This window comes from Streptomyces sp. NPDC028711, assembly GCF_055565415.1.
In genome coordinates, this window is the sequence record NZ_JBVHUJ010000010.1 from 140,283 (window position 1) to 166,495 (window position 26,213).

At 72.5% G+C, this 26,213-nt stretch carries 21 protein-coding genes and 1 riboswitch; of the genes, 17 read left to right on the forward strand and 4 right to left on the reverse strand.

Annotated elements, in window-relative coordinates; translation table 11 throughout:
• Positions 1–9 precede the first annotated feature (9 nt).
• A riboswitch (cyclic di-AMP (ydaO/yuaA leader) is annotated at positions 10–174 on the forward strand.
• Positions 175–186: 12 nt separating this feature from the next.
• Both ACZ4VK_RS27800 and ACZ4VK_RS27805 read left to right on the forward strand, forming a co-directional pair.
• A complete protein-coding gene (locus ACZ4VK_RS27800; protein WP_468357569.1) occupies positions 187–957 on the forward strand; it encodes a M23 family metallopeptidase in 771 nt (256 codons plus the stop codon).
• 213 nt (positions 958–1,170) lie between these two features.
• Positions 1,171–1,854: a GntR family transcriptional regulator gene (locus ACZ4VK_RS27805; RefSeq protein WP_468357571.1), complete on the forward strand. Its 684-nt coding sequence runs from the start codon at positions 1,171–1,173 to the stop codon at positions 1,852–1,854.
• A gap of 189 nt (positions 1,855–2,043) precedes the next feature.
• Here ACZ4VK_RS27805 and ACZ4VK_RS27810 read toward each other — a convergent pair whose 3' ends face one another.
• A complete protein-coding gene (locus ACZ4VK_RS27810) occupies positions 2,044–2,325 on the reverse strand; it encodes an HPr family phosphocarrier protein (protein ID WP_030211756.1) in 282 nt (93 codons plus the stop codon).
• 264 nt (positions 2,326–2,589) lie between these two features.
• On the opposite strand from ACZ4VK_RS27810, the gene ACZ4VK_RS27815 reads away from it, so the two are divergent.
• Genes ACZ4VK_RS27815 through ACZ4VK_RS27830 form a run of 4 tightly spaced genes read left to right on the forward strand, consistent with a single transcriptional unit; the run spans position 2,590 to position 8,230 of the window.
• Positions 2,590–5,694: a bifunctional acetate--CoA ligase family protein/GNAT family N-acetyltransferase gene (locus ACZ4VK_RS27815; RefSeq protein WP_468357574.1), complete on the forward strand. Its 3,105-nt coding sequence runs from the start codon at positions 2,590–2,592 to the stop codon at positions 5,692–5,694.
• Positions 5,695–5,725: 31 nt separating this feature from the next.
• Positions 5,726–6,322, forward strand: coding sequence for a DUF5998 family protein (locus ACZ4VK_RS27820; RefSeq protein WP_384525791.1), 597 nt, complete (start codon positions 5,726–5,728; stop codon positions 6,320–6,322).
• Complete coding sequence (locus ACZ4VK_RS27825; protein ID WP_468357578.1) at positions 6,322–7,527, forward strand: alkaline phosphatase family protein; 1,206 nt, start codon at positions 6,322–6,324, stop codon at positions 7,525–7,527. The genes ACZ4VK_RS27820 and ACZ4VK_RS27825 overlap by 1 nt, the downstream gene beginning before the upstream one ends.
• A 52-nt stretch (positions 7,528–7,579) precedes the next feature.
• Positions 7,580–8,230, forward strand: coding sequence for a thymidine kinase (locus ACZ4VK_RS27830; protein ID WP_468357581.1), 651 nt, complete (start codon positions 7,580–7,582; stop codon positions 8,228–8,230).
• Positions 8,231–8,258: 28 nt separating this feature from the next.
• Here ACZ4VK_RS27830 and ACZ4VK_RS27835 read toward each other — a convergent pair whose 3' ends face one another.
• Both ACZ4VK_RS27835 and ACZ4VK_RS27840 read right to left on the reverse strand, forming a co-directional pair.
• Positions 8,259–9,524, reverse strand: coding sequence for a PucR-like N-terminal domain-containing protein (locus tag ACZ4VK_RS27835; RefSeq protein ID WP_468357584.1), 1,266 nt, complete (start codon positions 9,522–9,524; stop codon positions 8,259–8,261).
• Positions 9,525–9,531: 7 nt separating this feature from the next.
• A complete protein-coding gene (locus tag ACZ4VK_RS27840) occupies positions 9,532–9,714 on the reverse strand; it encodes a hypothetical protein (RefSeq protein WP_468357587.1) in 183 nt (60 codons plus the stop codon).
• A gap of 239 nt (positions 9,715–9,953) precedes the next feature.
• Between ACZ4VK_RS27840 and pgfA the strand changes: the two genes are divergently transcribed.
• The 8 genes from pgfA (at position 9,954) to ACZ4VK_RS27880 (ending at position 21,013) form a co-directional block, all read left to right on the forward strand.
• Positions 9,954–10,910 carry a cell envelope lipid trafficking protein PgfA gene (pgfA, locus tag ACZ4VK_RS27845; RefSeq protein ID WP_468357590.1) on the forward strand — a complete coding sequence of 319 codons (957 nt, stop codon included), beginning with the start codon at positions 9,954–9,956 and terminating at the stop codon, positions 10,908–10,910.
• A 258-nt stretch (positions 10,911–11,168) separates the two neighbouring features.
• A complete protein-coding gene (locus ACZ4VK_RS27850) occupies positions 11,169–12,395 on the forward strand; it encodes a glycosyltransferase family 4 protein (RefSeq protein ID WP_468357593.1) in 1,227 nt (408 codons plus the stop codon).
• A 172-nt stretch (positions 12,396–12,567) separates the two neighbouring features.
• Positions 12,568–13,245: a class I SAM-dependent methyltransferase gene (locus ACZ4VK_RS27855; protein ID WP_468358024.1), complete on the forward strand. Its 678-nt coding sequence runs from the start codon at positions 12,568–12,570 to the stop codon at positions 13,243–13,245.
• 22 nt (positions 13,246–13,267) lie between these two features.
• Positions 13,268–17,572 carry an alpha-(1->3)-arabinofuranosyltransferase domain-containing protein gene (locus tag ACZ4VK_RS27860; RefSeq protein ID WP_468357596.1) on the forward strand — a complete coding sequence of 1,435 codons (4,305 nt, stop codon included), beginning with the start codon at positions 13,268–13,270 and terminating at the stop codon, positions 17,570–17,572.
• Positions 17,569–19,110 (forward strand): condensation protein, encoded by a 1,542-nt coding sequence (locus ACZ4VK_RS27865; protein WP_468357599.1) that lies wholly within the window; start codon positions 17,569–17,571, stop codon positions 19,108–19,110. Before ACZ4VK_RS27860 ends, ACZ4VK_RS27865 begins: the two co-directional genes overlap by 4 nt.
• Positions 19,107–19,901 (forward strand): class I SAM-dependent methyltransferase, encoded by a 795-nt coding sequence (locus tag ACZ4VK_RS27870; protein ID WP_468357602.1) that lies wholly within the window; start codon positions 19,107–19,109, stop codon positions 19,899–19,901. The genes ACZ4VK_RS27865 and ACZ4VK_RS27870 overlap by 4 nt, the downstream gene beginning before the upstream one ends.
• Positions 19,902–19,904: 3 nt before the next feature.
• On the forward strand, positions 19,905–20,810 hold the full coding sequence (locus ACZ4VK_RS27875) for a DMT family transporter (RefSeq protein WP_468357605.1): 906 nt from the start codon (positions 19,905–19,907) through the stop codon (positions 20,808–20,810).
• Positions 20,807–21,013: a Trm112 family protein gene (locus tag ACZ4VK_RS27880; RefSeq protein WP_468357608.1), complete on the forward strand. Its 207-nt coding sequence runs from the start codon at positions 20,807–20,809 to the stop codon at positions 21,011–21,013. Before ACZ4VK_RS27875 ends, ACZ4VK_RS27880 begins: the two co-directional genes overlap by 4 nt.
• 15 nt (positions 21,014–21,028) lie before the next feature.
• Here the strand turns inward: ACZ4VK_RS27880 and ACZ4VK_RS27885 are convergent, their stop codons facing one another.
• On the reverse strand, positions 21,029–22,018 hold the full coding sequence (locus ACZ4VK_RS27885) for a LuxR C-terminal-related transcriptional regulator (RefSeq protein ID WP_468357611.1): 990 nt from the start codon (positions 22,016–22,018) through the stop codon (positions 21,029–21,031).
• A gap of 423 nt (positions 22,019–22,441) precedes the next feature.
• Here ACZ4VK_RS27885 and ACZ4VK_RS27890 point away from each other — a divergent pair, with 423 nt between their 5' ends.
• From ACZ4VK_RS27890 to dapF, 3 genes are all read left to right on the forward strand, one after another.
• Positions 22,442–23,326 (forward strand): phytanoyl-CoA dioxygenase family protein, encoded by an 885-nt coding sequence (locus ACZ4VK_RS27890; protein WP_468357614.1) that lies wholly within the window; start codon positions 22,442–22,444, stop codon positions 23,324–23,326.
• A gap of 536 nt (positions 23,327–23,862) precedes the next feature.
• Entirely contained in the window at positions 23,863–25,305 is a 1,443-nt protein-coding gene (locus tag ACZ4VK_RS27895) for a cation:proton antiporter (RefSeq protein WP_468357617.1), read from the forward strand.
• 83 nt (positions 25,306–25,388) lie between these two features.
• Entirely contained in the window at positions 25,389–26,165 is a 777-nt protein-coding gene (gene dapF / locus ACZ4VK_RS27900) for a diaminopimelate epimerase (RefSeq protein WP_468357620.1), read from the forward strand.
• Positions 26,166–26,213: the final 48 nt, after the last annotated feature.

Sequence of the window (26,213 nt, forward strand, 5' to 3'; positions counted from 1 at the left end):
GCGGCATCCGGACAGTCATCGCCGAGTCCCCGTCAGGCGCGAGCCTGGGGAGCCGGGGACCCACACGTAGTCCCTGGGGTGAATCGGGCGCCTTCGTCTCGACGGAGGGGCTCGTAGGAGACCTTCCTGCTCCGAACCCGTCAGCTAACCCGGTAGGCGAGAGGGAAGGAAAGGACCAGCCCCTACATGGCGTTCACCCGTGCCACCGGGAAGCATCGTGGACCGAGCCGGATGGCGCGCCGCAGCGTGGGCATCGCCGGCGCCGCGACGCTCGCCACCACCGGCGTCATCGGAACACTCGCCTCTCCGGCGCTCGCCGCCGAGTCGGACAACCGCTCTCCCGAGGACACCGGTCTCACCAAGGTGATCACCGAGGACTCCCTCGTGGACCGGATCAGCGCCCAGGCCGCCGCCCAGGAGGAGGAGGCCTTCGAGGCCGCCGCCAAGGCGAAGGCCGAGGCCGAGGCGAAGCGCAAGGCCGAGGCCCGCGCCAAGGAGATCCGCGAGGCCGAGGAGCGCGCCGCCCGTGAGGCCGAGCGCCGCCGCCTGAACTCCTTCCAGCTCCCCGTCGCCGGTTCGTACGTCTCCACCGGCTACCAGACCGGTGGCTCCCTCTGGTCCTCCGGCAGCCACTCCGGCGTCGACTTCCACGCCTCCTACGGCAGCAGCGTCGTCTCCGTCGGCTCCGGCACCGTCGTCGAGGCCGGCTGGGGCGGCGCGTACGGCAACAACATCGTCATCCGGATGAACGACGGCACGTACACCCAGTACGGTCACCTCTCCTCCATCGACGTCTACGTCGGGCAGAGCGTCGAGCCGGGCCAGCAGATAGGCATCTCCGGCTCGACCGGCAACTCGACCGGTCCGCACCTCCACTTCGAGGCGCGTACGACCGCCGACTACGGCTCCGACATCAACCCGGTGTCCTACCTCCGCGCCCGCGGCGTCAACGTCTGACGCCCGGCGCGCACCACGGGGGCCCACCCGTCCCGCCCCCGTATCGCGTCGCAAAAGCCCCGGCTCATGCTGAGCCGGGGCTTTTCGTCGGTCAAAAGGCATCCATATTCCGCTGAGGCATCGGAAATTCCGGCGCGCTGCAATAGAGTCGCACATCGGGCGCAGAACAGGCGCCGAAGAATTGTCTCGCGCAGACCAAGGCGGAGGTCGGACATGCGCATTCCCGCGCACTCGGTATGCACGGCGATCCGGGACGACATCGTCTCCGGCGTCTTCGAGCGGGGCAGCCGGCTGACCGAGGAGCAGCTCGCCCGCCGGTACGGGGTCTCCCGGGTCCCGGTCCGCGAGGCCCTGCGCACCCTGGAGTCCGAGGGCTTCGTCGTCACCCGCCGCCACGCGGGCGCCCACGTCGCCGAGCCCACCGCGCAGGAGGCGGCCGACCTGCTCGACATGCGGGCGCTCCTGGAACCGCTGGGGGCCGCGCGCGCCGCCCAGCGCCGTACCGAGGCCCACCTCAAAGTGCTGCGCGGCCTGGTCAGGCTGGGGCAGGAGCGGGCCAGGCGCGGACAGGGGGAGGATCTGCGCTCGCTCGGCGGATGGTTCCACGAGACGCTCGCGCAGGCCTCCGGGAGCCCGGCCCTGACGGCGCTGCTGACCCAGCTGCGGCACAAGATCGCCTGGATGTACGCGGTCGAGCTGCCCGCCCATCCGACGGAGGCCTGGGCCGAGCACGGTGCGATCGTCGACGCCGTGGCGCGCGGTGACGCCGAGCGGGCGAGGGCGCTGACCGCCCTGCACGCGGAACGCTCGCAGCCGCTGCACCGGCTCAAAAGGCCGGAGCCCGGCCGTGTGAGGGTTTCGCAACATGCAGTCAACACGGCGAGTGTCCGGAATTAACGCACACACCGTATACAAAGAATAGGAATTCCGTGGGGCTGTTCTGTGCTGCCCGAAAGCAGTTCCGCGGAAATGTGAAAAGCCGCGTCCGCCGGAATTCCGGCGGACACGGCTTTTCGGGGTACGAGCGCTTTCGGGGTGCGAGCGGGTCGACCCGGGGCGGACGGTCCCAGACGGCCTCAGGCAGCCTCAGACGGTCTCGGGCAGCTCGTCGAGACCCTCGGCGACCAGCTTCGCCAGACGGTCCAGAGCGGCCTCGGCGCCCTCGGCCTCCGAAGCGAGGACGATCTCCTCGCCGCCCTGCGCGCCCAGGCCGAGCACCGCGAGCATGGAAGCGGCGTTCACCGGGGTGCCGTCGGACTTGGCGATCGTCACCGGAACGCCGGAAGCCGTGGCGGCACGGACGAAGATGGACGCGGGGCGGGCGTGCAGGCCCTCGGCCCAGCCGACGTTGACGCGGCGCTCAGCCATGGTGTTGCCCTTCAAGTCTCAAGCGGTTGTCTAGACCAGTCTCTCACGGGATGCCCGGTGCTCGCGCCGACCTCGGACCCGGATCGGACCGCCCTTCGGCCCTCCCGCGCCGCGCCCGGCGTGCCCCCACCGTGCACGGGGGTGCCCCCACCATGCACGGCGTACACCCGCCGCGCGACCGATCCGACCCCGTGTCGCGGCGTCGGGCAACCTCGTGCCGACGAGGCCAGGGCCCCACGACGGGACACCCCCTAGGCTGGCCCCATGGAGAGCGCGTCGGAGCAGTCGGAAGCGGCGGGACAGTCAGTGTCACCGGCGCGACCGGACCACGACTACCCCGACCACTGGGAAGCCGACGTGGTGCTCCGCGACGGCGGCACCGCGCGCATCAGGCCCATCACCGCCGACGACGCCGACCGCCTCGTCAGCTTCTACGAGCAGGTCTCGGACGAGTCGAAGTACTACCGCTTCTTCGCCCCGTACCCACGGCTCTCCGCCAAGGACGTCCACCGCTTCACCCACCACGACTTCGTGGACCGGGTGGGGCTCGCGGCGACCGTGGGCGGCGAGTTCATCGCCACCGTGCGCTACGACCGCATCGACGACCGCGGACTGCCCGCCTCCGCGCCCGCCGACGAGGCCGAGGTCGCCTTCCTCGTCCAGGACGCCCATCAGGGACGCGGAGTCGCCTCCGCGCTCCTCGAACACATCGCGGCGGTCGCGCGGGAGCGGGACATCCGGCGCTTCGCCGCCGAGGTCCTGCCCGCCAACAACAAGATGATCAAGGTCTTCACGGACGCCGGCTACACGCAGAAGCGCAGCTTCGAGGACGGGGCCGTACGGCTGCACCTCGACCTCGAACCCACCGACCGCTCCCTCGCCGTCCAGCGCGCACGGGAGCAGCGGGCCGAGGCCCGCTCCGTGCAGCGCCTCCTCACCCCCCGGTCCGTCGCCGTCGTCGGAGCCGGGCGCCTCCCCGGCGGCGTCGGCCGGACCGTCCTCCGCAACCTCCTCGGGGCAGGCTTCGCCGGACGCGTGTACGCGGTGAACGCCGCGCTCCCCGCCGGCGAGGCGACGGAGCTCGACGGCGTCCCCGCCCACCCCTCCGTCGGCGCCATCGGCGAGCCGGTGGACCTCGCGATCGTCGCCGTCCCCGCCGAACGGGTGCCGGAGGCCGTCGCCGACTGCGGCGAACACGGCGTACGGGGGCTCGTCGTCCTCTCCGCCGGATACGCCGAGAGCGGGGCGGCGGGACGCGAGCGGCAGCGCGAGCTCGTACGGCAGGCCCGCTCGTACGGCATGCGGATCATCGGCCCCAACGCCTTCGGGATCATCAACACCGCCGCCGACGTCCGGCTCAACGCCTCCCTCGCCCCGCAGATGCCGGCCGCCGGGCGGATCGGGCTCTTCACCCAGTCCGGCGCGATCGGCATCGCCCTCCTCGCCGGGCTGCACCGGCGGGGCGCGGGCCTCTCCTCCTTCATCTCCGCCGGCAACCGCGCCGACGTCTCCGGCAACGACTTCCTCCAGCACTGGTACGACGACCCCGGAACCGACGTCGTCCTCCTCTATCTGGAGTCGATCGGCAACCCCCGGAAGTTCACCCGGCTCGCCCGCCGCACCGCCGCCGTCAAGCCCGTCGTCGTGGTCAAGGGCGCCCGCCACAGCGGCAGCGCCCCGCCCGGCCACCGGGTGCCGGTCACCCGCATCCCGCACGCCACGGTCTCCGCGCTGCTCCGCCAGGCCGGCGTGATCCGGGTCGACACGGTCACCGAACTCGTGGACGCCGGGCTCCTCCTCGCCGCCCAGCCGCTGCCCGCCGGGCCCCGGGTCGCGATCCTCGGCAACTCCGAGTCGCTCGGACTCCTCACGTACGACGCCTGCCTGACCGAGGGGCTGCGGCCGCTGCGGCCGCTCGACCTGACGACGGCGGCGGAACCGGCGGACTTCCGGGACGCGCTGGCGGCGGCGCTCGTGGACGAGACGTCCGACGCGGTCGTCGTCAACGCGATCCCCTGGGTCGGGGAGAACGGCGCGACCGAGTTCGGCGACGGGGAGGTCCTCGCCGCCGCCCTCCGCGAGGCCGTCGCCTCGGCCCCCGCCCCGACGAAGCCGGTCGTGGTCGTCCACGTCGAGATGGGCGGCCTCGCGGAGGCCCTCGCCATCGCGACGAGCACGAGGCCGCCGGCACCGGGCCGGGCCGGCGGCCCGGGCCAGGGACCGCGAACGACGCCCGCCACCCGGCCGGGCGCAGCACCGCGGCAGGACCCGGAGACGCCGACCGGGCAGGAGCCCGGAGCCGGGGCCGAGTTCCGGGCGGGGGCGGCTGCCGCACCGGGACCGGGTACTCCGACCGAGTCCCGCGTCGGTGCGCCGGGTGGGGTCCCCGGGGCCGGGGCCGGGGCGGCGGGCGAGGTCCCTGGATCCGGGACACCGACCGGTGTGTCTCCGGTGGGCGTCGTCGACACGGCGGTGGCAGCGGGCGAGGTCACCATCCCCGCCTACCCCGCCGCCGAGCGGGCCGTGCGGGCTCTGGCCGAGGCCGTGCGGTACGGGCAGTGGCGGCGGCAGGCCGCCGAGCCCGGGCGGGTGCCCGAGTACGAGGACATCGACGAGGCCGGGGCCGCCGCGCTCATCGCGCGGGTGCTCGGCAGCGACGAGGCCGACCCGCGCGGTGTGACCCTCGACACCGAGCAGGCCCGTGAGCTGCTCGCGCGGTACGGGATCGCCGTCCTGCCGACCCTGCCCGCGCCGACGCCCGACGACGCCGTCGCGGCCGCCGGCCGGCTCGGCTACCCGGTCGCCCTCAAGACGACCGCGCCCCACCTCCGCCACCGTCCCGACCTCGGCGGCGTCCGGCTCGACCTGGCCACCGAGGAACAGCTGCGCACGGCGTACGCCGAGATGACCGGGGTCCTCGGCAAGCCCGAGGAGCTCCAGCCGGTCGTGCAGGCCATGGTGCCCCGGGGCGTCGACACCGTCGTCCGTTCCGCCATCGACCCGGCCGTCGGGGCCGTCCTCTCCTTCGGCCTCTCGGGCGCCGCGTCCGAGCTGCTCGGCGACACGGCCCACCGGCTGGTTCCGGCCACGGACCGGGACGTCGCCGAACTCGTCCGCTCCCTCCGCACCGCCCCGCTGCTCTTCGGCTGGCGCGGCTCCGCCCCCGTCGACACCCCGGCCCTCGAGGAGGTCCTGCTCCGGGTCTCCCGGCTCGTCGACGAGCACCCCGAGGTGGTCGCCGTCTCCCTGGAGCCGGTGGTCGTGGCACCGCGCGGGCTCTCCGTCCTCGGCGCCACCGTCCGGCTGGCCCCGCCCCCGCCCAGGACCGACCTCGGGCCGCGCAGCCTGCCGAGTTACCGAAGGGCCTGAGGGGGCCCGGCCGCCCCGTAGGATGGAGTCCATGGCGAAGACCGGTACGACGACCCAGGGGCTGCGCGCGGCGATCGAGCGCAGCGGCTACTACCCGGCCCTCGTGGCCGAGGCGGTGGAGTCCGCCGTCGGCGGCGAGGCCGTCGCGTCGTACGTGGTGCACCAGGAGACCACCTTCGACGCGAACGAGGTCCGCCGCCATGTGACCGTCCTCGTCCTGACGCCGCACCGCTTCATCGTCAGCCACACCGACGAGCAGGCCGCCGACACCAGCTCCCCGACGCCGTACGCCACGACGTCCACCGAGTCCGTGAAGCTCGACCGGATCTCGTCCGTCGTCCTCAGCCGCGTGGTCGCCAACCCGGAGTCGTACACGCCGGGCACCCTGCCCCGCGAGGTGGTCCTCACCATCGGCTGGGGCGCCGTCTCCCGGATCGACCTGGAGCCCGCCGCCTGCGGTGACTCCAACTGCGACGCCGACCACGGCTACACGGGCAACGCCACGGCCGACGACCTCAGTCTGCGGGTGAGCGAGGCCGGGGACGGCCCGGACACCGTCCGGCAGACCCTCGCCTTCGCCCAGGCACTCTCCGAAGCCATCGCGGCCACCGCCGCCCCCACCCGCTGATGGTGCAGCCGACCGCCGTCAGCCACGGCTGGCCCGACGATCCGGTCCCGCTCGCCCCGGAGACCGCCCCGGTCCCCGAGTACGGCTCGGGCTCCCTCGCCGACCTGCTTCCGACCCTCGTCGCCGGCCAGGGTGCGCCCGGTTTCACGCCGCGGATCGCCGAGCTGTCCCCGGCCGACCGGAACTGCGTCTTCCTGATCGACGGGCTCGGCTGGGAGCAGATCACCGCCCACCCGGACGAGGCCCCCTATCTGACCTCGCTCCTCGGCACCTCGCGAGGCGGTACGGGCCGCCCGGTCACCGCCGGTTTCCCCGCCACCACGGCGACCTCGCTCGCCTCCGTCGGCACCGGCCGCTACCCCGGTACGCACGGACTGCCCGGGTACACCGTGCGCGACCCCGCGACCGGCGGTCTCATGAACCAGCTGCGCTGGAAGCCGTGGACGTCGCCGCACGCCTGGCAGCCGTACCCCACCGTCTTCCAGCTCGCGCACGAGGCGGGGATCCACACCGCCCAGGTGTCCTCCCCGATCTTCGAACAGACCCCGCTCACCAAGGTGGCGCTCAGCGGCGGAACGTTTCACGGGCGGCTCTCCGGCGAGGAGCGCATGGACTTCTCCGCCGAGCAGCTCGCCGCCGGTGACCGCTCGCTCGTCTACACGTACTACAGCGAACTCGACGGCGCCGGACACCGCTTCGGCATCGAATCCGACGCCTGGCGCGGCCAGCTGATGTTCGTCGACCGGCTCGTGCAGCGGCTCGCCGAGCAACTGCCGCCCCGCTCCGCCCTGTACGTCACGGCGGACCACGGCATGGTCGACATCCCCTTCGACGAGCAGCACCGCATCGACTTCGACGAGGACTGGGAGCTGCGCGCGGGCGTCGCCCTCCTCGGCGGCGAGGGGCGGGCCCGCCATGTCTACGCGGTGCCGGGCGCCCAGGCGGACGTCCTCACCTGCTGGCGCGAGGTGATCGGCGAGCAGTTCTGGGTCGCGAGCCGCGACGAGGCCATCTCCCTCGGCTGGTTCGGCGACGAGATCGACGAGCGCGTGTACGGCCGGATCGGCGACGTCGTCGCCGCGGCCCACGACGACGTGGCGATCACCGCCTCCGTCAACGAGCCCCACGAGTCCGCGATGGTCGGCATGCACGGGTCCATGACCCCCGCCGAGCAGCTCGTCCCGCTGCTCGAAGTCCGTTCCTGAGCCCCCAGGGCCGCCTCACCTCCCCCACGACCTGAAAGGTCCCCGACCCGTCATGCCCGAGCTGGTCTTCTTCTCCGGAACCATGGACTGCGGGAAGAGCACCCTGGCGCTCCAGATCGCCCACAACCGAGACGCGCGGGGGCTCCAGGGCGTGATCTTCACCCGTGACGACCGGGCGGGCGAGGGCAAGCTGTCCTCCCGGCTCGGCCTGGTGACGGAGGCGGTCGAGGCGCCGGAGGACATGGACGTCTACGCGTACCTCGTCGCGCAGCTCTCGCAGGGCGGCAAGGCCGACTACGTGATCGTCGACGAGGCGCAGTTCCTCGCGCCGGAGCAGATCGACCAGCTGGCGCGGGTCGTCGACGACCTCGGGCTCGACGTCTTCGCCTTCGGCATCACGACGGATTTCCGTACGAAGCTGTTTCCCGGCTCGCAGCGGCTGATCGAGCTGGCGGACCGGATCGAGCAGCTCCAGGTCGAGGCGTTGTGCTGGTGCGGCGCCCGCGCCACCCACAACGCCCGTACGGTCGGCGGCGAGATGGTCGTCGAGGGCGAGCAGGTCGTCGTCGGCGACGTGAACCGCCCGGCCGAGGAGATCGGCTACGAGGTCCTCTGCCGCCGCCACCACCGCCGGCGCATGACCTCGGCCTCCGCCCACGCGGGCGTCCTCTCCCCGGACGTCCTCCCGGTCAACCACGTCTGAGACACCGCCCTGGGCTCCCGCGACCGGGTCAGTCGGGCGGTGGGACGAGGTCTCCGCGCAGGCGTCGGGTACGGAGCGCCAGTTCCAGTTCGAAGCGGCGGTCCGGGTCGTCCAGGTCGTCGCCCCACAGCTCACGGAGCCGTCTCAGGCGGTAGCGCACGGTCTGCGGGTGGACTCCGAGCCGGGCGGCCACCTCGGGGGCGCCGCCCCGTGTCTCCAGCCAGGCGAGCAGGGTCTCGGCGAGCCGGTGGGCGTGCGCCGGGCCGCCGGCCTCGTCGAGGCGGGCAAGGCGCCGCCGCGCGAGATCGTCGATCAGCTCACCCGCCGGCAGCAGCACCAGGGCTTCGACGTGCTCGCCGCAGTGCAGGAGCCGTCCTCGCGGCAGCAGTCCCTGCTCGATCATCCGGACGGCGGCCTCCGCCCAGCGCAGGGACGTGGCGGCCTCCGCCAGGGGAACCGAGGGGCCGATCGCCCCTGACCAGCCGGCCACCGCCCGGTGCAGCAGCTCGGCGCGTCCGGGGGCGTCCGGCTCCGGTACGACCAGGCGCGGCTGGGCGCCCTCCATGTCGAGCAGCATCTCCTCGGCGACGGCGGGGGCGACGGCCTCCTGGGCGGGGCGGAGCAGCACCGCCACCGCCACCTTCCCGGGCAGCTGCCAGCCCAGGTCACCCGCGCGGTCGGCGAGCAGGGCGGTCGGATCCGAGCGGTGCTCGGTGAGCAGGAGGTCGACGAGGAGACGCTGGAGGCGCAGCCGCTCCCCGGCCTGGCGGGCGACGGCCTCGGCGTAGCCGCGTACCGACTGGGCCACCATCACGTCGAGGTACTCGAACGCGGACGCGGCGAGTTCGTACATGGCCGAGGGCGGGATGTCGACCTGCTGGCCGATCTCCGCCATACGCCGCCAGGAGAGGCGTACGCCCAGCCGGTAGATCCCCTGCAGGGAGTCCAGGCTGCGCCCCTGTGAGACCTCGCCGCGGCCGAAGTCCCGGAAGAGCTCCGGGAGGGCGGGCGGCCGGGGCGAGCCCGTGGCCATCTGTTCCACGAAGAGCTCGAGCGCGTGCCGGATCGCGACCAGGGCCTTCAGCTCTCCGGACTCGTCGGGGAGCAGCACCAGGCCCGGATACTCCCGCCGGATCGCGGCGAGGATGTCCTGTGCCAGTTCGGGCACCTGCTCCAGGGCACGGTCGGCGAACTGCTGAACACGTTCCCGTGGCACGTCGTGCCACGCTGACGACGCTTCCACCGCACCGCTCCTGGGTGTCCGGTCCCTGCACGTTCGGGCTGCGGCCTGCATGTCCAACCTAGCCCGCTCCGGAGCCCGCCGTGCCGGACGTGCCGTCCGTGGGCGGTGGGGGGAACGTGACGAGCGGCACATTCTGCGGCTCGGGTGTGGCGTCGAGAGCGGTGACGATTCCGAAGGCGGCGCCTGCGGCCAGGAGGGCGGCGGCGGCGCAGGTCAGGACGGCGGCGAGCAGTCTGGACATGAGGATGATCGGCCTCTCGTTGATCGAGGTCTGTCACCCAGCGCGCCGGCCCGGTCCGGCGCGGCCAGTATGGGAGGCGCATTGACAGATGGTCAAGGGCCGCCTAATTTCGCGGTCCACAGTCACTGTTACTGCCGGGTATCCCTTCTGGCCCCCGGACAGGCTGCACCCCGTGTGTGTGCCCTCTTCCCACACGGCCCACGAGCCCCCGCACGTCGCGCCCGTATCGGAGTACCCACATGCGTCGCTCAATTTCGCCTTTGTCCCTGGTCCTGCTGGGTTTCGGAGTCTTCCTGCTGGTGCTCACCCAGCTGCTTGTCTGGTACGTGGAGCCGCGCGCCAAGCGGACACCGACCGATGTGGACTCCACGACGGTCTTCACCGGTCAGGGCAGCTACTTCGACACCGGGTCCGTCTCCACGGTGGACGGCCAGACGATCACGATCACCCGCCGGGTCCTGGGCGACGTCGCGGCCGGTGAGCGCAGCGGAAACGCCATCTGGGACGTGTCGACCCAGATCGACACGCCGAAGACCCGGGAGCTGCGCGACCCGCGGAAATCCCTGCAGTGGACCACCGAGCGCTGGGTGACCGACCGCCGGACGAACCTGCCGGTGCGTTGCTGCGACGAGAAGCCCGCGTTCGAGGGCGAGGCCTATCTGAAGTTCCCGTTCGACGTCGAGAAGCGCGGCTACTCCTGGTGGGACAGCACCCTGGGTGCCACCGTGCCGCTGGAGTTCCAGGAGGTCACCAGGGTCGAGGGGCGTGAGGGCTACCGGTTCACCGGCAGCGTCGAGGCCACCCCGACCGGCACCCGGCTGGTGCCCGGCGTCCTGGTGGGCAGTTCGAAGCCCGGCCAGGTGCTGGCCGAGGAGTGGTACTCCAACGCGCGGATCGAGCTGACCGTGGACCAGCGCACGGGGCGGATCATGAACGCCCTGATCGCGCCCAAGAAGACGCTGCGCGCCCCGGGTTCACCGAAGGACGCGGTCACCCTGCTGGCCAGCGAGGGGCTGGAGTTCACCGAGGAGACCCGGCGCGAGCAGGTCGAGCTGGCCTCCGAGGACAGCGGCCGGCTGAAGCTGCTCGGCGAGGTCGCGCCGCTCTGGGGCGGCCTCGCGGGCGGTCTGCTCGCCGTCGCCGGCGCCGTACTGCTGATCCGCCGCTCCCGGCGGACCGAACACTCAACAGAGTGAGGAATACGGGGTCGCCCAAAGTCCCGAAATTGTCATCCGGGTGAGTAGCCGGAACGAATCCTTGAACGAAGACTGATGTTACCCCGCGGTAAGGCCCGTGTTTCCCGCCTGGTCGGCTGCCACCCCGGCAGCCCGCCACCGCGGCACCCCGCAGTGCCCGACCCACCCGCAGTACGAGCCAGCCCAGCGCTTCATCCCCGGAAGCCCGGCACACCCTCATGCGTCACCCACCCGCAGCCGCCGAGTTGGAGCACCTCTATGCCCCAGCGCTCGTCCGCTCTGGCCCCGGGCCAGAAGGACTCCCGTTCCGTCCCCGCGCAAGCCCGCACCGGCAGCCACGTCACCGACCCGCTCGCCCATGACCCGCACGTCGCGCCCTTCGGGGCGCCCGCGCCGCGTCGCATCACCTTCCTCGCCCGTCGCGACCTGGCCAACGAGGCCGCAGGCGGCTCAGAACTGCTCATCGACCGGATAGCCGACGGTCTGACCGCCGACGGCCACGAGGTCACACTCCTCTGCGGCGGCCCGGCCGCCACACGCGACTACCGGGTGGTCTCCGCCGGGGGCGACGCGAGTCACTTCCCACGCGCCAGGGCGACCTTCGCCCGCGAGGTCGGCAGCTGCGACCTGCTGGTCGAGGTGTGCAACGGCATGCCGTACCTGGCGCCGCTGTGGCACCGCGGAGCGACGTTGTGCCTGGTCAACCACGTACACACGGATCTCTGGCAGATGCGCTACCCGGGCCCGGCGGCGCGCCTCGGACGAAGACTGGAGCACTGGGCACTGACCGGCATCCACCGGGACAACCTGATGGTGGCCGTCTCCGAGTCGACCGCCTCCGAGCTGCGCGACATCGGCGTGGCCGCGGACCGCATCCGGATCGTCAACAACGGCGTCGAAGACCCCGGGCCCCTGCTGCCCGAGGCGAAGGAACCGCTGTTCCTGGCCGTCGGCCGACTGGTCGAGTACAAGCGCGTCGACCTGCTCCTCCGCCTGTGGGAGCGGGTCCGCCCCGTCACCGGCGGCCGGCTCGTCATCGTGGGCGACGGACCCGAAAGGGAACGGCTCGAAGCCATGGCAGGCCCCGCCGTGACGTTCGCCGGCCGGGTGTCGGAGGCCGAGAAGCACCGGCTGATGTGCGAGGCCTGGCTGCTGCTGCACCCCTCCCTCGTCGAGGGCTGGGGGCTCGTCGTCACCGAGGCGGCCGCGCGGGCCACCCCCGCGATCGGATTCGACATACCCGGCCTGCGTGACTCCATCGAGGACGGGAGGACCGGGGTGCTCGCCCGGGGCGAGAGTTCGTTCGCCGCGGCCTGGTGCACCCTGTCCCTCAGTGCCGACCGGCGCGCGGCCATGGGGCGCGCGGCCGCCCAGCGGGCCGAGCGCTTCCGCTGGAGCGCGACGGTCCGTCAGTTCCGGGCGGTCGCCGCCGAGGCCGCGGCCCGCGCCGCGACCCCGGGACGCGTAAGGGACGGCCGTGGCTGAGACCACCGACCGCGGCCTCAAGGATCCGTCGGCCGATATCCCCGACCCAGGATTCGAGGATCCGCCGACCGACATCACCGGCCGCGGATGCGAGGATCCGTCGGCCGACCTCCCCGACCGCGCGTTCAAGGATCCCTCGCTGAGGCGATCGGCCGCCCTCTTCCGGGCGTTCATGAGCGAACCCCGCGATCCCGAGCGGTGCTACACCCTGCTGGCCCGTGACTCGGTCGCACAGGTCGCACGCCATGTCGACCTGGCCGGCAAGATCGTCGTCGACATCGGCGGCGGCAGCGGCCACTTCACCGAGGAGTTCCGCCGCCGTGGCGCGCAGAGCTACCTCTTCGAGCCCGACCCGCGGGAGCTGAGCGCCCGTGGCACCGTCACCGAGGACGCGGTCCTCGCCGACGGGTATCTGCTGCCGCTCGCCGACGGCGCCGCCGACGTGTGCTTCTCGTCCAACGTGCTCGAGCACGTGGCGGACCCGCAGACGTTCATCAGCGAAATGGCACGGGTCACCCGCCCCGGCGGACTGATCTACCTGTCGTTCACCAACTGGCTGTCGCCCTGGGGAGGTCACGAGACCGCGCCGTGGCACTACCTCGGGGCGGAGCGGGCGCGTGCGCGGTACGAACGGCGCACCGGCCGCGCGGCCAAGCACACGGTCGGCGAGAACCTCTTCCCCGTCCACATCGGTCCCACCCTGCGGCACGTCCGCGGTCGCGACGACGTGCAGGTCGTGACGGCGCGGTCACGCTACTGGCCGTTCCTCGCGAGCACGATCACCCGGGTGCCGGGACTCCGCGAGATCGCCACCTGGAATCTGCTGCTGATTCTCAGGCGAAGCCCATGAGCATGCGAAGCGAGGAACGGTCATGACCACTACGGTCCAGGCGCCCACCTGGGTGCCGCAGCCCGGCCCGACGCCGTCGGACGCGTCCGGCGAGCCGCGCGGACGACGCCTCTTGTTCGGCTTCTGGGCCGTCGTCCTCGCCGCGTTCCTCGCGGTGTCACCCGGGAAGATGACGTTCGAGACCAAACTCGGCGTCGCCCTCGACCCCTGGCGCTTCCTCGGCGATCTCGGTTCGCTGTGGAACGGGAACGTCGGCCTCGGCGGCATCGCCAACCAGTACGTCGGCTACGCCTTCCCGGCCCTGCCCTACTACGGGCTCATGGACCTGCTGCAGGTCCCGGTCTGGCTGGCCGAACGGCTCTGGCTCTCGGTCATCGTGACCGCCGCCTTCTGGGGCGCGCTCCGCCTCGCCGAGCGGCTGCGCGTGGGGACGCCCGCGACCCGGGTCCTCGGCGCCGTGGTCTACGCCCTCTGGCCCACCTTCACGATCGTCATCGGGTCGACCTCCGCCGCCGCGCTGCCCGGCGCCCTGCTGCCCTGGGTGCTGCTGCCGCTGACCTCCACGGCGCTCAGCCCCCGGAAGGCCGCCGCCCGCTCGGCCCTCCTCATCCCGTTCATGGGCGGCGTGAACGCCGCTTCGACACTGGCCGCGCTGCTGCCCGTCGGCCTGTACCTCCTGAGCCGCCCGCCCGGCCGGCGCCGGCGCGCGCTGCTCGGCTGGTGGATACCGGGCGTCGTCCTCGCCACCGTGTGGTGGGTGGTGCCGCTGCTCCTGCTCGGCGCGTACGGCGAGAACTTCATGCCGTACGTCGAGCAGGCCGACACCACCACCGCCACCATGTCCGCGACCGAGCTGCTGCGAGGCGCCGGCAACTGGGTGGCCTATCTGAACTTCGGCGAGGCGTGGCTGCCGGCCGGCTGGACCGTCGCGACCTCCGTCGTCGCCGTCCTCGGCTCGGCGTTCGCCGCGGCCCTCGGCCTGGCGGGCCTGGCCCGGCGGGACCTGCCGGAGCGCCGCTGGCTGCTCCTCACCGTCCTGGCCGTCGTCCTGATCGCGCTGGCCGGATACGGCGGAGCCTTCGGCGGCCCGTTCCACGGCGTCGTCCAGGACTGGCTGAACGGTCCGCTGAAGCCCTTCCGCAACATCTACAAGTTCCAGCCGGGTCTTGCCCTCGCGCTCACCCTCGGCCTTGTCCACCTGACAGCCGTCCTGTCCGAGAGCAGAGGCTCGCGCGCACTCCGCGGCCGCCGCTGGGTGCCCGTGACCGCCGCGGTGCTCGTCCTGCCCGGTCTGGCGCTCCCGTACGTCAACGGCTCGATCCTCCAGCCCGGGGCGTTCACCAAGCTGCCCACCCACTGGGAGCAGGCCGCCGGCTGGCTCGAGAAGAACGCCCCGGACAGCCGGGCACTGGTCGTCCCCGCGACGGCGCACGGCATCTACACCTGGGGTTCCCCCATCGACCAGCCCTTCGACGTCCTGGCCGAAACCCCGTGGGCGCAGCGGGACTTCGTCCCCTTCGGCACTCCCGGAGCACGCCGAATGACGGATGCCGTCGAGCAGGCGCTGCTGTCCGGCACCGAAGTACCGGGCCTGCGGGAGTACCTCGCACGGGCCGGCATGCACGAGGTGGTCGTCCGCAACGACCTCGACCCCGACCAGATCGGCTACGTCCCGCCGCAGACGGTGAAGCGGACCCTGGAGTCGTCCGGCTACCGCAAGGTCACGGGGTTCGGCCCGCTGGTGACCGGCGGACGCATCGCGGCCGACACCCCGCTCCAGGTGCAGGGCCTCTATCCGCGGCTCCAGGCCGTGGAGATCTACGAGCCGGAGGACCAGGGCGCGCGGCCCGGCAGGGTCGGTGTCACGGCCGTGGCCGACACGGCCGTGGTCAGCGGCGGACCCGAGGCGCTGCTCCAGCTGTCCGCCGACGCCTCGATGGCCGGGCGACCGGCCGTACTGGCAGGGGACAGGCTGCCCAAGGGCGTCGTCGCACCGGTGAAGGCGGTCGCGGACGGGCTGCGCAGGGCCGACACCCGGTTCGGTCTGGTCAACAACAACACCTCGTACACCTACACCGCCGACGAGCGCAACCACTCCGGCAGCATGCAGAACCCGGGCGAGAAGCCGAAGCAGATCCTGCCGTCGGAGGGCACCGACCACCAGACGACGGCGGTGCTGCGCGGCGCCGAGGCCGTGACGGCTTCCACCAGCGGCAACTGGCTGTTCCACCTGCCGCAGTACGACCCGGTGAACGCCTTCGACGGCAACCCGGAGACCGCGTGGGCCGAGGGCAGCCCGGGCAGGCCGGTCGGACAGTGGCTCCGCGTGGACTTCTCCCGGCCGACCGACATCCCGGCCTCACTCCAGCTGACGCCCCTGCCCGGCGACGCCATGCGCGCAGCGCCCACACAGGTGCGGATCGAGACCGACCGTGGTTCGGCCGACAGCCCCCTGCAGACGAACGGCCAGCCGCAGACCGTCAAGGCCCCCGCCGGCGAGGCCTCCTGGATGAAGATCACCGTCCTCGCCGCGCAGCAGGCGCGCCCCAGTCTCTCCGGGGCGGGCTTCTCCGAGGTGTCGATTCCCGGCGTGCAGGTGACGCGCATGCTGGTGCTGCCCGCCGACGCGGAGCAGACCGACGCGGCGGCGACCGTGTACTCCCTGCACCGCGGTACCGACGCGGGCGGCCTGTCGCCCGCCTCGGCCGAGGTGGGACTCCACCGACAGTTCAGCACCAAGGAATCGGGCGAGTACCGGGTGTCGGCGCGAGCCGTCGCCGTGCCCGGCGGCGCGCTTGACGAACTGCTCGACCGCTCGGCCCCCGGATCCAGGAACCGGCTGACCGCCGCCGTGGACTCCATCAGCCGCAACGGCGCCTCGCTCGGCGCCCGCAACCTGGTCGACGGCGATCTGACGACCGCGTGGATCGCGGGCGACCGGCCGGTCGTCCACCTGAGCTGGCCCGGGATGAAGAAGATCGACGAGATCATCCTCGCGGCGGCGGGCGGCGTGTCCTCCCGGCCCGAGCAGGTGATGATCAGCTCCCCGCACGGCGCCGCCGTGGCCGACGTGGACGAGAACGGGCGGGTCCACTTCCCGGCGATCGAGACGAACCGGCTCGACATCACGATCACCAGGGTCGCTCCGCTCACCGTCCACAACCCGGTGGCGAACGCGCAGTTGCAGCTGCCCGTCGGACTGAGCGAGGTGCACGTTCCCGCACTGGCCGATCTCCGCGTGCCGCGGCCGAAGCCGACCGCGCGCTTCTCGCTGCCGTGCGGCGAGGGCCCGGACCTGGCCGTGGGCGGCGTCCTGCACAAGACGAAGGCCTCCGGACTCGTCCGGGACCTCACCGAGCGGCGCCCCGTCACCGTCACCCTCTGCGCGGGCGAGGAGAAGGACGGCACCCTGGAGCTTCCGTCAGGCGACCACGAGGTGGAGGCGGCCGAGGCGGGCCCGCTGACGATCACCGACGTCACGCTGGTCCGCGGCACCCCGCGGGCCCTGGACGGAGCGGCGGGCCGTGAGGCCACCGTCACCCGGTGGGCCGACGACAGCCGGACCGTCTCGGTGTCGGCGGGCGCCGGCGAGGCCGCGTACCTGCGGACCTACGAGAACGCCAACGACGGCTGGAAGGCGACCCTGGACGGCACGGAACTCGAGCCGGTGCGCCTCGACGGCTGGCAGCAGGCCTGGGTGATCCCCGCCGGCGCGTCCGGCACGGTCACCATGGAGTTCGAGCCCTCCACGTCGTACCGAGCGGCCCTCATCGGCGGTGCGTTCGCCCTTGTCGCCCTGGCCGCCCTGGCCTTCGTGGGCCGCCGGCGCGACGACGCCGACGCCGCGGAGGAGCTGCCCGAACCGGCGGCCCCGGGGATGCTGCTCGGCACCCTCGCGCTGACCGCGGTCGTCGCGGTGGCGGCGGGACCGCTGGCCCTGATCGTGCCCGTACTCGCCGTGGCGGCGCGGTTCCGGCCGGCGGTGCTGATGCCGACAGCGGCGGCGGCGATGGCCGGCGCCGGGCTTGTCGCTGCCCTCGGCGCCGGGGAACCGGTCGCCGACGGGGTGGGAGCGTTCGGTGGTCTGGCGCAGGTGCTCACCCTTGTGGCCCTGTCCGCCGCGCTGGTGACGGCGGTACGGCCGACGGCCGCGGGCGCCGGGCGCGGGGACGACGACGGGCGGGAAGGCGACGACGGGCGCGGAGCCGACGACGGTTCCGACGCGCCGGAAGCCGGTCCTGTGGTCACGGCCAGGCCGCGCGGAACCGGCGACGGGCACCGGGCCGGGACGCCCCTCTGGCAGCCGGAAGGCGGTGGCCCCTCGTGACCGCGCCGCGGACCGCCGCCGGGAGGGGATCCGCCACCCCTCCCGGCGGGGTACGGATTCCCTTTCCGACCGTCGACGAGGTGTCGCGGCACTGCCTCAGCGACGACGAACCGGAGACCGTGCACATCGAGGTCCACCTGCCCGGAACGCCGGACCCGGAACGTCTCCGGGCCGCGTTCGGGCGGGCGCTGCTCACCCACCCCAGGGTGCTGGCACGGGAGGTACCGGACCGGGGGCACCGGCGGTCCTTCGCCTGGGAGCTGACCGGTCGGCCGGACACCGACCCGGTGAACTTCGCGGCGCCGGGACCTGACGCCCTGGCGCGGGCCCGAGCCCGCGCCCTGACGGAATGCCCGCCGCTCAGCCAGTCACCGCCGATGCGCCTGGACGTCGTCCGGGTGGACGGGGGAACCGCGGGACCGGAGCCCTCGGAAACGCCCTCCGGGACCGGGACCGTGCTGCTCCTGACGACGCATCACACGGCGCTCGACGCGCCGTCGGGGCTGCGGGTGCTCGCCACGACCGCAGAGGAGTACGGCGGCACGGCGGCCCTCCCGGTCGCCGGGCGGGTCCGGCCGGGGAGCCCGGGTCCGGCCGCGAGCGGGACCGGCCGCACCCTGCGGTCGCGGCCCGTACGGGTCGCGCCGGACTCCCGTCCCGGCCCCGTACGCGCCCGCGCCGTGGGCAACGGCATGGTGCAGGCGGACCTGCCCGTTCCGGTGCGTGCGGCGCGGAACGGGGACCTGCCGGCCTGGACCGTCAACGACCAACTCCTTGTCGCCACATCCCTGATGGTGGGCCGCTGGAACGTCTCGCGCGGGCGGCCGGCCGGTCCGGTGCGGATCACGATGCCCGTGGACGACCGTCCGCGCGGCACGGAGATGCCGATGGGCAACGGCACCCGGCTCGTCGAGGTGGCCATGACCTCCGAGGACCCGTGCGACACGGAGCTGCTGCTCGGGGACGTGCCGGACCCGGAGGCCGTGGCCCGGCTGCTGCGCCTCACCGCACGCCGCACCCGCGTGCTGAAGTCGGCCCGGGGTGCCCCCATGGGCGCCGGGGCGGGTCTGCTGACCGCACCGCTGCTGCCGGTCGGTGTCCGGGGTGTGCTCACCCGTGGCGCACGGCGGGCGGCGGCGTCCTGGACGTCGACGGTGCTGGTCACCAACATCGGACGCGTGCCGTACGCACTGGACTTCGGCGACGCCGGCCGGGCGACGGCCGTGTGGTTCTCCGCACCGGCGCGGATGCCGCGCGGTCTGAGTGTGGCGGCGGCTTCCACGGGTGGGCGACTGCACGTGACGCTGCGCTGGTCGCGGGCGCTGCTCGGCGACGAGGCCGGCGAGGAACTGGCGGACCTGTTCGCGGAGTCGCTGCGGAGGACGTCGCCGGGTGCGGGCGGGGAGGCCTCGGCCGGGAACAGCCGGAAGGGCGTCGCCGAGCGCCCGGACCGGACGTACCACCGCGGCACACCGCGTCCCGACACGACCACGGCGGGGACCCGCTCCACCCAGGACAACCACAAGAGGCCCTCATGACTCGCTCAGCCACCGGCTCGGCCGTATCCGGTGAGGCGTCCGAGGCCGCGGTGGCGTCGCCCGGCCGGCGCGTCCCCGGGCTGCGGGACTTCTACGAGAACCCCGCCGTGCCCGTCGCCTCCGGGGAGGCCCGGACCCTGCGGCAGGCCCGGATGCTGGCCGACGCGCTCGGACCCGTGGGGCCCGGCCGCCCGGCCGCGACCGTGCTCGACGTGGGCTGCGGGGACGGCTCGGCGGGCGCGATCGCCGCCCGTGTGCTCGACGGGCACCGCGTCGTGGGGATCGACTGGTCGCAGGACGCCCTGCGCCGGGCGGCGCCGCGCCTGAGCCAGGTCGTCCGTGGCGAACTCACCGGCGGCGGACTGCCGTTCGCCTCCGGAAGCGCCGACGCCGTGCTGTTCAGTGAGGTCGTCGAGCACCTCGTCGACCCGGACAGCGCCCTCGACGAACTGCGCAGGGTCCTGCGACCCGGCGGGCATCTCATGCTCTCGACGCCGAACCTCGCCGCCTGGTACAACCGCGCCCTGCTGCTCGCCGGAGTGCAGCCGGTGTTCTCCGAGGTGAGCCTGCGCCGCATCCACGGCCGACCGGGCAGCGAGGTCGTGGGCCATCTGCGGCTGTACACGGCGCGCGCGCTCCGCGAGTTCGTGGCGGCGTCCGGGTTCGAGGTGGTGAAGGTCGCCGGTGCGCCGTTCCACGGAGTCCCGCGCCCGCTCCGTCCCCTGGACCGGCTGGCCTGCGGGGTGCCGTCGCTCGCCTCCATCCTCCTCGTGCACGCGAGAAGGGTGTGACCCGTGGTGTGGGGTGTGGTCGCGGCGCTTGTGGCGAACGTCCTGTACAGCACCGGCTTCGTCCTGGAGAAGCGGGCACTCGCCGGCATGCCACCGCTGAGTGCCGCCCAGCCGGGCCGGGCCCTCCTCCTGCTCGCCGCCCGGCCCCTGTGGATCTGCGGGGCCGTGGCGCTCGCGCTGGGGTTCGCCGCGCAGCTGGCCGTCTACCGCACCCTGCCGATCGCCGCCGCGCAGGGCCTGTTCCTGTCCGGTCTCGTCCTCCTGCTCGTGCTCTCGTCGGTGGTGCTCGGCGAGCGCCCCTCCGGCCACGAGCGGCGTGTGGTGGCCGTCATCGGTCTGGCGCTCGTGATGGTGGTGGCCTCGCTGTACGAGACGAGCGAGGAGATCAGCCGTACGGCTCCCACGGGCATCCTGCTCGCACTGAGCCTGCCGACCCTCGCGGCCGGTCTCGTGCTCTACGCCGCCGCGGAGCGGCGCGCCCGCCGGCGCCACCGGCAGCCGACCACCGGAGTGGCCTACGCGGTCGCGGTCGGTCTGATCTACGGCGTCAGCTCGCTCGCGGTCAAGGGCGTCTCCGGGCATCTGGACACCGCCGACCTCCTGGGCTCAGCGCCCGCGGTGCTCGCCTCCCCGTACCCGTACCTCCTGCTGCTCACAGGGGTCAGCGGCCTCGTGCTGTCGCAGACCGCCCTGCAGCGCTGCCGTGCGTCGCTGATCGTCCCCGTGTGCTCGACGGTGACCTGCGTCTTCACCATCGTGAGCGGCACGATCGCGTTCGACGAGCCGCTGCCCGACGACCCGTTGCGGCTGTTACTGCGCCTCGGCGGCACCGTGCTCGCCCTGACGGTCCTGCTCACCCTGCCGCGACACGACGAGAACACCCCCACATCCGAAGGAACCCGGCCATGAAGCCAGACAGCCCGCTGCTGAAGATCCTCGCCTGCCCGCTCGACAAGGGGCCGCTGCTCCTCGACGAACGAGGGGACGCTCTCCACAACCCGCGCCTGCGCCGGAGCTACCCCATCGTCGACGGCATCCCGCAGCTGCTGCCCTCGTCGGGCGTGCCCGCCGGCGCGGAGGAACCTGCCGTCGAGAGTGCGCAGGACGCCTGAGGCCGGGCGGCACCGTCAGACGGTGGGTTCCTCCGGGCCGGCGTTGAGGAGCCCCGTCCTGCCCACCAGATAGGCGAGTTGGGCGCGGCTCCTGCTGCCCAGGAGCTCCGAGGCCTTGCGTACGTGGTTCGCCACGGTCCGGGTGCTCATGCCCAGGCGGGCGGCGATGGACTCGTCGGTGTAGCCGTTCACCATCAGCTGGAGGATCGCCCGGCGGGTCTCGTCGGTGAGCAGCGGCGGCCGGTGCTCGGTGGGGGCGTGGGCGAGGGCCGTGGCGCGCTCCCAGGCGTGCTCGAAGATACCGACGAGGTAGCGGATCGTGCCGGGGTGCTCGATGGCGAGGGCGACCGTGTGGCGTTCCTGGGCGGGGTCGGGGATGAAGGCGATCTTCCGGTCGATCACGATGAGCCGGTCGAAGACCTCGTTGAGCGTACGGACTTCACCGCCGGCCTCCAGGACCCGCTCGACGTAGGACAGCGTCGGGCCGTGGGAGCGGACGGTGTGCTGGTAGATGGTCCGCTGGCGTACCCCGCGGCCGAGCGCGAGCAGATCGCTGGCCAGGGCCTTCTCCAGGAGTTCCCGGGGGCGGCCGCCCCCGGGCTGTGCCGTGAGGAGCTCCTCCTGTGCGGAGCCGACGGCCGATGCCAGGGCCGCGCTGATGACCGAGGCGCCGATGATCTCGCGGACCGGTGCGCTGCTGGTGCGGTAGCCGGAGCGGTAGATCTCCTCGGCCCGGTGGATGGACGCCCGGGCCGCCGCGAGGGTGCGCTGCTTCTCCGCGATGACCGCTTCCAGGGGGCGCATCAGGGTGTCGGCCGCGAGCCCCGGAGGGATGGGGACGAGGGTGCCGTCGGGCGCCCGCTGGAGGAGTCCCAGGGTCAGCAGACATTCAGGACATTCCTCGGCGGACGGGGTCGCCGCCCAGGCCTCGGAGTAGAAGAGCAGGCCCTCTTCGCAGACTTCGGAAGCAATGGTTCCTGTCCCTATGTCTGATTTTTTACACATCTGTTCATCCTTCAGATCCCTGCGTTGCTGGATCATGATCCTTCATCTCGCTGGGTGCGGCGCGGAACGGGGCGCATGATTCATGTCACGGGCCGAAACGAGTTGGCCGACCAGCCGTTCAGGGGGACGAAATGCAGAAGAAGAACACTCTCCATCGCATTCTCGGAGCGCTCGCAGTCACTTTCCTTGTGGCTCTCGGAGTCTCCGTGAACAACGGTGGGGGCATTGCGGACGGGACCGTCGCCACGAGCGCGCTGACGGACGACTCGCAGTGGGGCTGACTTCCGGTTCCCGCCGCAGAAGTCAGCTCCGCGCCCGTTGATTCCTCATGTTCAGGAGATGGTGCGGTGCGCTGTCTCGACAGTTTGCAACGATCTGGGATTCCACGTGATCAACCCGAATTTCTCTGTCACTGAAGAAGATGTGCAGCACTTCAAGAAGCACGGCTTCGTGAAGCTCCGGAACATCTTCACGCCCGAGCTCATCGAGCACATGCGGAAGCTGGGCACCTCGCAGGTCAGCGCGCCGTCCGACAACTACGGCGCGGGCTTCAGCCGGCTGAAGTACGACATGTGCAACGACGACCCGACCATTCTCTCGCTGATGGGCGAGCCGGCCTTCGCCGAGATCATGGCCCAGCTCATCGACCACCAGGTCTTCTTCACCCAGGGCCTCGGCTTCGAGCTGGAGAAGAACAAGAGCACCGGCGCCCCCTGGCACGTCGGCAGCCAGAGCTTCGGCTACCAGCGCCGCGAGGACATGGGCTACACGGTCTGGACGCCGCTGTGCCGCATCGACCCCGCCGACCAGCGCGGCGGCATGAAGTACGTCTCCAAGGACCTGCTGTCCGGTGAGTTCGTGTACCAGCAGATCAACCTGGTGCCGGAGTACCTCAAGGACCAGATCGAGGCCGGCCACGAGCTCACGTACGAGCACTTCAGCGCCATGAAGAACGGCCTGATCAACTCTCCCGAGATGATGTCCCTCCTGGACCACTTCGCGGTCGAGGACTCCTTCGAGCCGGGCGACGTCCTGCTCTTCGACAAGTACGTCCTCCACAGCAGCGTCCCGCTGGGCGACGGGCCGATCCCGTCCCGCCTCGCCTACGTGCTGCGGTTCTCCGCGGTCGACGCCAAGTACGACAAGAACCGCGTCGAGCAGCTCGCCTACCCGCGCGCGGTCTTCAACTACACCGTCCCCAGCGACTACAACGAGCGGGTCGCCTCGGTCGACGGCGAGCAGGTGTACGCCAGCTCCTACTTCGACGAGACCCGCGAGGCCCGCACGCTGGCCCGCGAGGCCGTCTGAGGCACCCGCCATCCGGAGCAGCCCCGCGTTCCCCGGACGGCGCGCCGCGGCCGACGTCCGCGCGCCTGTGCGGGAACAGCGTTCCGGAATCCGGTCGTTCCCCCTGTCCGGACAGGGGGAAACGGCCACCGGTGCTCCGGTCGGCCTCCGCCGTACCACCGGAGATCCCCGTGCCGTCGCCACGGACGGATTTCCGGACCCTGAAAGGCGGGTGGCTCGCGAACGGGCCGCCCGCCTTCGGCATGCGACGCCCCTTCGCGTCGTGAGCCGCCTTCCGTCGTGAACCCATTTCCCGACGAGAACCCTTTCCGGTCGTGAACCTCCCGTGCGACGGCAATGCCATCGGCGTCGCATTGAGTCGAGACCGAGCCGAGGTCGAGTAGATGCCGAGCCGAGCCCAACGCGCGGCGTAACGCATCGATTCGCCTTCGCGCCGTATCGAGTTCGAGCCGAATCCGACGAACCCGATGGATCCGCCGCAGGACCGCCCGGAATCCGCGTCCGAATCCCCCGACCCTTCCTCTCCTGGAGAGCCGATGGCAACGAGTGCCCTACGTGACCCCCTTCCCGACATCCTTATCGCCCTGCCCGTCGTGATCCTGGCCTGCAAGGCCGGCGCCCAGCTGGTACGCCGCATCGGCCAGCCGCCCGTGGTGGGCGAGATCGCGGTCGGCATCCTGCTCGGTCCCTCGCTCCTCGGCTGGCTCTGGCCCCAGGCCGAGGCTTGGCTGTTCCCCGAATCGGTGCTGCCGTACGTCGGGGTGCTGGGCAACCTCGGCCTGCTGGCCTTCATGTTCCTGGTCGGTCTCGAACTCGACCTCGGCTCGCTGCGCGGCCACAGCAGGACCGCGGTGGCGGTGAGCCAGGCGAGCATCGCCGTGCCGCTGGTCCTCGGCTCGCTGCTCGCGCTCGGCATGTACGGCTCCTTCGCGCCCGAGGGCGTGGGGAAACCACAGTTCATCATGTTCATCGCGGTGTCGATGAGCATCACCGCCTTCCCCGTCCTTGCCCGGATCCTCACCGACCGGGGGCTGTACCGGACCCGGGTGGGCGCGCTCGCGATGGCCTGCGCCGCCGTGGACGACGTCACCGCCTGGTGCCTGCTCGCCGTGGTGGTCGCCGCGGCGCAGAGCAGCTCGCCCTTCGAGGCCGTGACGACCGCGCTCGCGGCCCTGGCCTTCACGCTGGCGATGTACTACGGGGTGCGTCCGCTCCTCGCCCGGTGGGCGCGCCGGGCCGAACGGGCGTACACCGAGAGCCTGGTGCTCATCGTGCTGTTCAGCGGTCTGTGCCTGTCCGCGTTCGCCACGGACGAGATCGGGGTGCACGCCCTCTTCGGCGCCTTCCTCTTCGGCGTCGTGACACCGCGGGGAAGCCGGGTCGTCGAGCGCCAGGCCGCGCGCCTCCGGGCGTTCACCGTGCCGGTGCTGCTGCCGTTGTTCTTCGTGACGACGGGCCTGAAGACCGACCTGACCCTGCTGGCGAGCGATCCCCGGCAGTGGCTGTGGGCGGCCGCGGTCATCGCGGTGGCCGTCCTGGCCAAGTGGGGCGGCGCCGCGGGCGCGGCCGGCCTCGCGGGCCAGAACCGGCGCGACGCGCTGTCCATCGGCGCGCTGATGAACTGCCGGGGGCTCACGGAACTGGTCGTCCTGAACGTCGGATTGAGCCTGGGCGTGATCGGTCCGGATCTCTTCTCGATCCTCGTCCTGATGGCGCTGCTGACCACGGCCGTGACCTCGCCGGCGCTCGACCTGATCCGCCGGGGCCGCTCCGAGGAGGAGCCGACGGCGCCTCCGGCGGACGCGGCGGACGCGGCGGATGCCGTGGACGGCGTGAAAGCTGTTGACGGCGTGCAGGCCGGGGGTGCTGTGGCCGGTGCGGACGTCGTCGCCGGTGCGGACGTCGTCGTGCCCGCGGACCCGTCCGAGGTGTCGGACGCGTCCGGACGTCCCGTACGCCGTCCCGCCGGGGTCCGCTGACCCGGTCCCGCCGCCGGCCGGGGGGCCCGCACCCCCGGCGGGTGGCGGGCCCCCGCGCCGGCCCTGCCCGTAAGGGGAAATTGGTGAAGTTTTCAAAAGGACACGGAACCGAGAACGACTTCGTGATCGTTCCCGATCCGGAGGGCCGGCTCGACCTGCCGCCCGCGCGCGTGGCCGCGCTGTGCAACCGGTACACGGGGATCGGAGCGGACGGCGTGCTGCGCGTGGTGCGCGGCGAGGACGCCGAGTGGTTCATGGACTACCGCAACGCCGACGGCAGTGTCGCCGAGATGTGTGGCAACGGGCTGCGGGTCTTCGCCCGCTATCTGGTCGACCAGGGGCTCGCCGCCCCCGGACGGTTCGACGTCGCGACCCGGGCCGGGCTCAGGACTGTGGAGCTCGGCCGGCGAGGCAGCGTGACCGCGGACATGGGGCCCGCCGAGGTCCTCGGCACCTCCACCGCGGGGATCGGCGACCGGCGGGTGCCCGGCCTGCACGTGGCGACCGGGAACCCGCATCTGGCGTGCGTGGTCGAGCACCCCGTGGCCGCGTTCGACCTGAGCGTGGCACCGGAGGTGGACACGAAACGGTTCCCCGAGGGCGTCAACGTCGAGGTCATCCGCATGGTCGGCCGCCGTGCCGTCGAGATGCGGGTCCACGAACGGGGCGTGGGCACGACGTCGTCGTGCGGGACCGGCGTGGTCGCCTCCGCCGTCGCCGCCGCGCGCGCCGCGGGCGAGGACCGCGGCGAGTGGGAGGTACGCGTGCCCGGCGGAGCGCTCACGGTCATCCTTGCCGCCGACTCCACGTATCTGCGGGGACCGGCGGTCATCATCGCGGAGGGCGAGACCCTGCTCTGACCCCCGTACCCCTGAGGACCTCCCGCCCGGGGGCACCGCCGCGCGCGA

Excerpts from the sequence above, each read along its gene's own strand:
- ACZ4VK_RS27800 (WP_468357569.1), top strand. The coding sequence starts at position 187 with ATGGCGTTCACCCGTGCCACCGGGAAGCATCGTGGACCGAGCCGGATG.
- ACZ4VK_RS27805 (WP_468357571.1), top strand. The coding sequence starts at position 1,171 with ATGCGCATTCCCGCGCACTCGGTATGCACGGCGATCCGGGACGACATC.
- ACZ4VK_RS27810 (WP_030211756.1), bottom strand. The coding sequence starts at position 2,325 with ATGGCTGAGCGCCGCGTCAACGTCGGCTGGGCCGAGGGCCTGCACGCC.
- ACZ4VK_RS27815 (WP_468357574.1), top strand. The coding sequence starts at position 2,590 with ATGGAGAGCGCGTCGGAGCAGTCGGAAGCGGCGGGACAGTCAGTGTCA.
- ACZ4VK_RS27820 (WP_384525791.1), top strand. The coding sequence starts at position 5,726 with ATGGCGAAGACCGGTACGACGACCCAGGGGCTGCGCGCGGCGATCGAG.
- ACZ4VK_RS27825 (WP_468357578.1), top strand. The coding sequence starts at position 6,322 with ATGGTGCAGCCGACCGCCGTCAGCCACGGCTGGCCCGACGATCCGGTC.
- ACZ4VK_RS27830 (WP_468357581.1), top strand. The coding sequence starts at position 7,580 with ATGCCCGAGCTGGTCTTCTTCTCCGGAACCATGGACTGCGGGAAGAGC.
- ACZ4VK_RS27835 (WP_468357584.1), bottom strand. The coding sequence starts at position 9,524 with ATGCAGGCCGCAGCCCGAACGTGCAGGGACCGGACACCCAGGAGCGGT.
- ACZ4VK_RS27840 (WP_468357587.1), bottom strand. The coding sequence starts at position 9,714 with ATGTCCAGACTGCTCGCCGCCGTCCTGACCTGCGCCGCCGCCGCCCTC.
- pgfA (WP_468357590.1), top strand. The coding sequence starts at position 9,954 with ATGCGTCGCTCAATTTCGCCTTTGTCCCTGGTCCTGCTGGGTTTCGGA.
- ACZ4VK_RS27850 (WP_468357593.1), top strand. The coding sequence starts at position 11,169 with ATGCCCCAGCGCTCGTCCGCTCTGGCCCCGGGCCAGAAGGACTCCCGT.
- ACZ4VK_RS27855 (WP_468358024.1), top strand. The coding sequence starts at position 12,568 with ATGAGCGAACCCCGCGATCCCGAGCGGTGCTACACCCTGCTGGCCCGT.
- ACZ4VK_RS27860 (WP_468357596.1), top strand. The coding sequence starts at position 13,268 with ATGACCACTACGGTCCAGGCGCCCACCTGGGTGCCGCAGCCCGGCCCG.
- ACZ4VK_RS27870 (WP_468357602.1), top strand. The coding sequence starts at position 19,107 with ATGACTCGCTCAGCCACCGGCTCGGCCGTATCCGGTGAGGCGTCCGAG.
- ACZ4VK_RS27880 (WP_468357608.1), top strand. The coding sequence starts at position 20,807 with ATGAAGCCAGACAGCCCGCTGCTGAAGATCCTCGCCTGCCCGCTCGAC.
- ACZ4VK_RS27885 (WP_468357611.1), bottom strand. The coding sequence starts at position 22,018 with ATGTGTAAAAAATCAGACATAGGGACAGGAACCATTGCTTCCGAAGTC.
- ACZ4VK_RS27895 (WP_468357617.1), top strand. The coding sequence starts at position 23,863 with ATGGCAACGAGTGCCCTACGTGACCCCCTTCCCGACATCCTTATCGCC.